Origin of the sequence: Kitasatospora sp. MBT63 (assembly GCF_000710465.2) — a bacterium.
GTDB lineage: Bacteria > Actinomycetota > Actinomycetes > Streptomycetales > Streptomycetaceae > Kitasatospora.
The window spans coordinates 2,914-9,963 of sequence record NZ_JAIZ01000543.1 but is presented as its reverse complement, the minus strand read 5'-3'; the positions used below and the strand labels follow the sequence as shown (position 1 = coordinate 9,963).

The 7,050-nt window shown below is 75.9% G+C and carries 8 protein-coding genes and 1 pseudogene; 2 read left to right on the top strand and 7 right to left on the bottom strand.

Annotation, left to right across the window (positions count from 1 at the left end):
- Both AA75_RS51480 and pstS read right to left on the bottom strand, forming a co-directional pair.
- Window positions 1–196: pseudogene (locus tag AA75_RS51480) on the bottom strand (hypothetical protein); the annotation flags it as partial.
- A 158-nt stretch (window positions 197–354) separates the two neighbouring features.
- Window positions 355–1,464 carry a phosphate ABC transporter substrate-binding protein PstS gene (gene pstS / locus AA75_RS28860; RefSeq protein WP_033823220.1) on the bottom strand — a complete coding sequence of 370 codons (1,110 nt, stop codon included), beginning with the start codon at window positions 1,462–1,464 and terminating at the stop codon, window positions 355–357.
- Window positions 1,465–1,675: 211 nt separating this feature from the next.
- On the opposite strand from pstS, the gene AA75_RS52505 reads away from it, so the two are divergent.
- Both AA75_RS52505 and AA75_RS28850 read left to right on the top strand, forming a co-directional pair.
- Window positions 1,676–3,274, top strand: coding sequence for a glycoside hydrolase family 10 protein (locus AA75_RS52505; protein ID WP_368666613.1), 1,599 nt, complete (start codon window positions 1,676–1,678; stop codon window positions 3,272–3,274).
- Window positions 3,275–3,339: 65 nt separating this feature from the next.
- On the top strand, window positions 3,340–4,023 hold the full coding sequence (locus AA75_RS28850) for an NADPH-dependent F420 reductase (protein ID WP_033823219.1): 684 nt from the start codon (window positions 3,340–3,342) through the stop codon (window positions 4,021–4,023).
- Window positions 4,024–4,097: 74 nt separating this feature from the next.
- Here the strand turns inward: AA75_RS28850 and AA75_RS28845 are convergent, their stop codons facing one another.
- From AA75_RS28845 to AA75_RS49895, 5 genes are all read right to left on the bottom strand, one after another.
- On the bottom strand, window positions 4,098–4,637 hold the full coding sequence (locus AA75_RS28845) for a DUF1990 family protein (protein ID WP_033823218.1): 540 nt from the start codon (window positions 4,635–4,637) through the stop codon (window positions 4,098–4,100).
- A 65-nt stretch (window positions 4,638–4,702) separates the two neighbouring features.
- Window positions 4,703–5,335 (bottom strand): alpha-ketoglutarate-dependent dioxygenase AlkB, encoded by a 633-nt coding sequence (locus AA75_RS28840; RefSeq protein ID WP_051813624.1) that lies wholly within the window; start codon window positions 5,333–5,335, stop codon window positions 4,703–4,705.
- 44 nt (window positions 5,336–5,379) lie between these two features.
- Window positions 5,380–5,883, bottom strand: coding sequence for a hypothetical protein (locus tag AA75_RS28835; RefSeq protein ID WP_063794455.1), 504 nt, complete (start codon window positions 5,881–5,883; stop codon window positions 5,380–5,382).
- Window positions 5,874–6,713: an ammonia-dependent NAD(+) synthetase gene (gene nadE, locus AA75_RS28830; protein WP_033823217.1), complete on the bottom strand. Its 840-nt coding sequence runs from the start codon at window positions 6,711–6,713 to the stop codon at window positions 5,874–5,876. The genes AA75_RS28835 and nadE overlap by 10 nt, the downstream gene beginning before the upstream one ends.
- A gap of 91 nt (window positions 6,714–6,804) precedes the next feature.
- The coding region (locus tag AA75_RS49895; RefSeq protein ID WP_033823216.1) for a hypothetical protein at window positions 6,805–7,050 on the bottom strand (246 nt) is incomplete at its 5' end.

Sequence of the window (7,050 nt, the reverse complement as noted above, 5' to 3'; positions counted from 1 at the left end):
CGCCGGCCCCGCCGGTCCGGGGTCTCGGCCCGTCGGACGGCGCGGGGCGCCCGCCGCCGCGGGACTGCCGCGGCCGGGGGACCGGGGAGCCCGGGACGGTACGCCGCTGGGCGACCCACAGCCGGACCAGGTTCCGGTAGATGGGTTCGGCCTCGGCGGGCCCGAGGGGACGGTCTGCAGAATCGTTTCTGTCCATGCTTTCCTCAACGCAGTCGCCGCTCGCAGGGCACGCCCGAGGGCGCGCCGCGCGCCGGCCGCGCCGGTCCGTCACCACCCCGCCGGTCGCACCCGGCACCGCCGCGCGGCGACCCCGCCGGGCCGTCGGACCCACCGACCGGTCGCCGGGCGCCCGGGTCAGCCGAGCCCGTCGATGGTGGCGCGGACCTGCGCCGCGATCGGCACCGGCAGCGGTACGTACCCCTGGGCGCCGATCGCCCGCTGGGCCTTGTCGCCGGCGGCGTAGGACAGGAAGGACCTGAGGGCCGGCAGGACCGCCGGCTTGTTGCCCTGGTCGCAGACGATCTCGTAGGTGACCAGGACGAGCGGGTACGCGTTCTCCTGGTCGGTGGTGTAGTCGAAGGCCAGCGTGAGGTCCTCGCCCGGCCCGGAGAGCTTCGCGGCGGCGATGGTGTTGGCGGCGTTGGCGGCGGTGGCCTCGACCGGCTTCGGCGCACCGGTTCTGATGGCCGCGCTCCGCAGGCCGTCGGCCCCGGCGAAGGAGAGTTCGACGTAGCCGATCGAGTTCTTGGTCTGCTCGACCTGGGCCGCCACCCCGGCGCTCCCGGTGGCGGACTGGCCGCCCTGGCCCGCCCAGGCCTTGGCGGGCGGGTAGGGCCAGGCGCCGTTGGAGGCCGCGGCCAGGTACCGGGTCAGGTTGTCGGTGGTACCGGAGTCGTCCGCGCGGTGGATCGCCTGGACACCGGCCGAGGGCAGGGTGACCCCGGGGTTGAGGGCCGCGATGGCGGGGTCGTCCCAGCTGGTGATCCGGGAGTCGAAGATCTTGGCGAGGGTCGGCCCGTCGAGGACCAGGCGGTCGACACCGTCGATGTGGTGGACGATCGAGATCAGTCCGGCGACCAGCGGCAGGTCGATGCCCTGACCGCCGGGGCAGACCTGGCGGGTCGCCTCCACGTCGGCCGGGCCCAGCGCCGCGTCGGAGCCCGCGAAGGCGACCTTGCCCTGGACGAACTGCTGGAGCCCCGCCCCCGAACCGCTGGCACCGTACGTGACGGTCACCGCCGGGCAGAGGGCGGAGAAGGCCGTCTTCCACAGGTCGATCGCGTTGGCCTGGGCCGTCGAACCGGCCCCCAGTACCTGGCCCGAGCCCGCACAGGCGCCCGACCCGGACGTCGCCGTGGATCCGCCACCACCGTCGGATTGGCACCCCGCGGCCGCGCACACAAAGGCCAGCGCCAGCGCGGCGCCCAGGAGGCGGATGCGGGACGAGCGGACCCGTACGGGCATGACGACTCCAGACGGCGGCGAGGCGCGGACAGCGTCATCGTCACTCACGGCGCACGCCGCCGCCGGGACGCTCGCCGCCGTTCGACCCAACGGCTCAAGAAGGACGGCCGCAGCCGCCTGCGGCGGGCCCGCACGCTGCCCGCGACGCTCTCCCGGCTTCCCGCGCGCGCCCTCGCCGTGCCGGCGGCCGGTCGGATCTACGCTGCTGGCTGTGCTCGGTGAGTGGAGCGGGGCCGCGCCCCTGACCGGACGGCGCGATTTTCTGGCGGGCGTCGGCAGACTCGGGGCGGCGGCCCTGCTGGCGGTGCGTCCCGAGGCCGGCCCGGCGGGTCCTGACCGGCCCCGGCCGGACGGCGCCGTCAGGCGGGAGATGCGCGGGGTGTGGATCGCCACCGTGGGCAACATCGACTGGCCCTCCGCCCCCGGCCTGCCGGCCGAGCAGGCGCGCGCGGAGTTCACCGCACACCTCGACCGCGCGGTCGCGCTCGGCCTGAACGCGGTGTTCGTCCAGATCCGCCCGACCGCGGACGCGTTCTGGCCCGGCGCACCGGAGCCCTGGTCGCAGTGGCTGACGGGCACCCAGGGCCGGGACCCGGGCTGGGACCCGCTGGCCTTCATGGTCGACGCCGCCCACCGCCGCGCCCTCGCCTTCCACGGCTGGTTCAACCCCTACCGGGTCGCCACGCAGCCCGACCCGGCCCGGCTGGCGCCCGGCCACCCGGCCCGGCTCCACCCCGAGTGGATCGCGTCCTACCAGGGCGGCCTCTACTACAACCCCGGGGTGCCCGCGGCCCGGCGGTTCGTGGTGGAGGCGATGATGGACGCCGTTCGCCGCTACGACCTGGACGGCGTCCACTTCGACGACTACTTCTACCCCTACCCGGCTCCGGGCCGGGCCTTCCCCGACGACGAGGCGTTCGCCGCCCACGGCAGCGGCTTCACCGACCGCGCGGCCTGGCGACGGCACAACGTCGACCTGCTGATCCGCGAGATGCGCGACCTGGTCCGCGAGGCCCGGCCCGAAGCGGCCTTCGGCGTCAGCCCGTTCGGGATCTGGCGCAACGCCGCCACCGACCCGGCCGGCTCACGCACCCACGGTACCCAGTCGTACGACGACCTGTCCGCGGACTCCCTCGGCTGGGCCCGGGACGGGCTGGTCGACTACCTCGCCCCCCAGCTGTACTGGGCGATCGGCACCGAGGGCTCGGACTACGCCGAACTCGCGCCCTGGTGGGCCGCCCGGACAGCCGGCTCCGGCACCCAGCTGTGGATCGGCCAGGCCGTCTCCCGGGTCGGCGACCCGGGCCGCCCCGGCGCCTGGCAGGACCCCGCCGAACTCTCCCGCCACCTCACCCTGAACGCCGGACTCCCGCAGATCGGCGGCAACCTGCTGTGGAACGCCACCAGCGTGTGGGCCGACCGGCTGGGCGGGGTCGGCCGGATGGCCGCCGACCACTGGCCCCGCCCGGCGCTCGGACCGCTGCTGCCCCGGCTCGCCGCCGCCCAGGCACCGCCCCGGCCGCCGCTGGCCGTCCCCGGCCTCGACGACCGGGGCCGCCCGCAACTGGTCATCCACCCCGGCGGCCCCCGCCCGGAGCCGTTCCAGCACGCGGTCTACCGCTACGACACCCACCCCGGCCCGGGCCCGCGGACCGACCCGGACCGGCTGACCGCGCTGCTGCCGGGACGCACCCGCCGCTTCACCGTCCCCACCACGGACGGCTCCTGGTACACCGTCACCGCCGTCGACCGGGCCAACCGGGAGAGCCGGCCCGCGACGCCGGTACGGCCGTCCGGGGGGCTCGCCTGACCCGAACGGTGGGCGCGGAACCGGGGACGGGAATCCCCCGCCGGTCCCGGAGCACTGTGACCGGTATGGCTACCCTCGGACTCATCGGCAGCGGAAACATCGGCAGCACCCTCGCCCGCCTCGCGGTGGACGCCGGGCTCGACGTGGTGCTCAGCAACTCGCGCGGCCCGCAGACCCTCTCCGGGCTGGTCGCGGAACTCGGCCCGCACGCCCGCGCGGCCACCCCGGCCGAGGCGGCAGCGGCGGGCGACTGGGTGGTGGTGACGGTCCCGCTGAAGAACTACCTCAAGGTCCCCGCGGCGCCGCTCGCCGGCCGCACCGTGCTGGACACCAACAACTACTACCCCGAGCGCGACGGCCACTTCGACCGGCTCGACTCGGGCGCCACCACCAGCAGCGGCCTGCTCCAGGAGCACCTCGCGGACGCCCACGTGGTGAAGGCGTTCAACAATATCTACTTCGGTCACCTCGCCGCCCTGGCCCGCCCGGCCGGTGCGCCGGACCGCACCGCCCTGCCGATCGCCGGCGACGACGCGGCGGCCAAGGCCGCGGCCACGTCCCTGCTCGACGCACTCGGCTACGACACCGTCGATGCCGGACCGCTCGCCGAGGGGTGGCGCTTCCAGCCCGGCACCCCCGCCTACGGCCTGCCGTACCTGAAGGACCCGGGGTCCCCGCTCTCGGAGGACCCGGGCCACTCGGCCGGCGCCCCCGCGGTCCGCGAGGCGCTGGCGGCGGCCACCCGCTGACCCGGCCGGCAACCAGCAACCGGTAACCGGCAGCCGACCGCCACCCGGTGACCCGGGGCGCCGGGCCGCGGGCGTCAGCCCGTCCCGGGTCCCGGACCGGGCCGGCCGCGCGCCGCCGGCCGGCGCAGGACCCGCGCGCAGCGGCGGACGTAGAGCCGCTGGAAGACCGGGACCAGCGGGGACACGGCGCGGGTGAACCAACGGGCCGGGCGGCTGAAGGCGGTGACGGTGAACCAGACCTGCCCGTCGGGATCCAGCTCCACCTCGAAGCACTCCTCGCCGCGCTCGGGATGACCGGGCAGTGTGCCGTAGGCGAAGCCGATCCGGGTCGGCCCCTCGACGGCCCGGACCACCGCGCAGGGGGCGGTGAGCGCCAGCCTGCCGCGGCCGAGCACCACCGTCACCAGCACCCCCGGGGCGGCCCGCGGCGCGGACGCCGACACCCCCACCCCGACGGCGCGGTGCATCCGCCAGGTCATGATCGCCTCGCCGGCCGCCGCGAACTCCTCCCGGCCGGCGCCGATACGGGCGCGGTGACGCAGGTGGTGGTACCCGGCCGGCAGCGGGCCGTCCGAAGCCGTCGCGCCGACCTCGGGGTAGCTGAAACGGTTCATGGTGGAACCCTTCCGGATCAGGCCGTCGGACGGTCGGAGTGCCGGGCCGTCAGGGTGTCGGACCGTCAAGGTGTCGGGCCGTCGGGGCGGAGCAGGGTGCGGAAGGTCACCGACACCCGGCGGCCCCGGGGCACGCGCCCCGCGGGGCCGGGGTCGGACCGGCGGGCGGCGATGGCGTGGCGCCAGCTGAATCGTGCCGGGCCGGTCATGACCAGCAGGCTGCCCGCCGCGATCGGCAGCGCGAGCCGGGTTCCGTCCTGCGGGTCGGTGAAGTCCATCGAACAGGCGGAGCCCAGCGAGACCGCGGCGATCACCGGTCCGAAACACGGCAGGCAGTCCACATGGGCGCTGATGCCCTGGCCGGGCAGGTACTCGTTGACGATCACCTGCTCCGCCTCGCGGTCCATCAGCCCCTCGCCGAGCAGCCGCCCGGCCACCTCCCGGGCCCACCCCGGGACCGGCGGCACCTCGGCCGTCCGGTCGGCGGACACGCTGCGCCGCCCGTAGTCGTACCGGTGGCCGTAGTGCTGCACCCGGCGCCTGAGCTGGGTCGACCACGCCTCGGCGTCGACCTCGGCGAGCAGCGCCCGGGCGCTCTCCGGGGTGAGCCAGTCGGCCAGGTAGTGCAGGCCGGGCACCTCGGGCACGTCAGGTGCGCCGGGCACGTCGGCGGCGGACCGCGGGTGGGTTTCGGGCATGCCCGCACAGTAGCCAACGGCCCGGACAGCGGGACGGCGGGAGGTCAGGCCCGCCCGGGTGCGCGGGGACCGTCCGGACCTTCCTCGGTGCAGGTGGTGCAGGTGGTGCGGGTGGTGCGGGTGATGCGTTTGATGCCGACCAGGGTCCGGTAGCGCTCGCGGGCGGCGAACTCGGCCATCGGCCAGACGGCCGGGCGCCCGACCTCCGCGCAGAGGTGCAGGACCGCGTCCTCACCCGCCCAGACGCCGAGGTGGGCGCCGTACGGGTCGGCGGTCCGGTTGAAGAACAGCAGGTCGAGCCGGTGCGGATGCCGGACGCGGACCGAGTGCCGCTCGTCCTCCCACAGGTCGCCGGAGCGCAGCGGGGGAGCGGCCAGCCCGAAGCGGTCGAGGACGGCGTACGCGAACAGCTGGCAGTTGGCGCCGTCCGCGAGGCCGGGGCGCTCGGTGACGGCCGGGGATCCCGGGTAGCGGGCGCCGGCGTACGGCACGTCCCACAGGCCCGGGATCCGGAGCAGATCCGACGGGTCCCGCCGGATCAACGCCACCAGTCGTCGAGCGGGGTGGCCGGCACGGTCCGCTTGTGCCGGGTCGCGAAGAAGATCGACTCCACCTTGGCGGCGACGGCCGGGGTGACCTCGGCGCCCTCCAGGTAGTCGTCGAGCTCGGCGTAGGTGAGGCCGAGCGCCACCTCGTCCGGCAGCGCGGGCCGGTCGTCCTCCAGGTCGGCGGTCGGGACCTTCTCCCAGACGCTCGACGGCGCGCCCAGCTCGGCCAGCAGAGCCGCACCCTGACGCTTGGTCAGGCCGGTCAGCGGGGTGAGGTCGACACCGCCGTCGCCGTACTTGGTGAAGAAGCCGGTGACCGCCTCCGCCGCGTGGTCGGTGCCGACCACCAGCATGCCCAGCTGCCCGGCGATGGCGTACTGGATCACCATCCGCTCGCGGGCCTTGATGTTGCCGCGCACGAAGTCCCGCAGCTTGGGCTCGTCGCCCAGCAGCTCCTCCAGGCCGAGCGCCGCCTCGGCGGCGACGGCGTCCGCGCTCGGCTTGACGTTGACCGCGATCGAACGGTCGGGCCGGATGAAGCCCAGCGCGATCTGCGCGTCGTGCTCGTCGGCCTGCACGCCGTACGGCAGCCGGACCGCGACGAAGGTCGCCTCGTGCCCCTCGGCGCGCAGCTCCTCGGCGGCGAGCTGGCACAGCCGGCCGGCCAGCGTGCTGTCCTGGCCGCCGCTGATCCCGAGGACGTAGCCCGTGGCCGGGGTCGACCTCAGGTAGTCCTTGAGGAAGTCGACCCGGCGCCGGATCTCGGCGGCGGGCACGATGGACGACTGGACGCCGAGCTCGGCGAGGATCTGCTCCCGTGAAATGGCCACCCGCGAACTCTACTGAACGCGGCCGCCGGGCCGGGAACCCGGTCCGCGGCAGGCAGCGGACCCGGCGGACCCTGCGGAGCCAGGGCCGGGCTCAGGACCGGCCGGGGTGGGGTCCGGCGACGGACTCGGCGAGCAGGCGGCGCCCGGTCCGGGTGGTGAGGACACCGCGCAGGGCGGCGTCCCGGACGGCGCGCGCGGGCGCCGAGCGCAGCGTCCAGGCGCGGGTGGCGAGGTCGGTGCGGGCCAGCACCCCCAGGGCGTCGGCGCGGCGGGACCGGCGCCAGGCCGTGAGCGCGTTCGCCACCGCACCGCCGCGCGCGGTGGCGGCGGGCAGCGC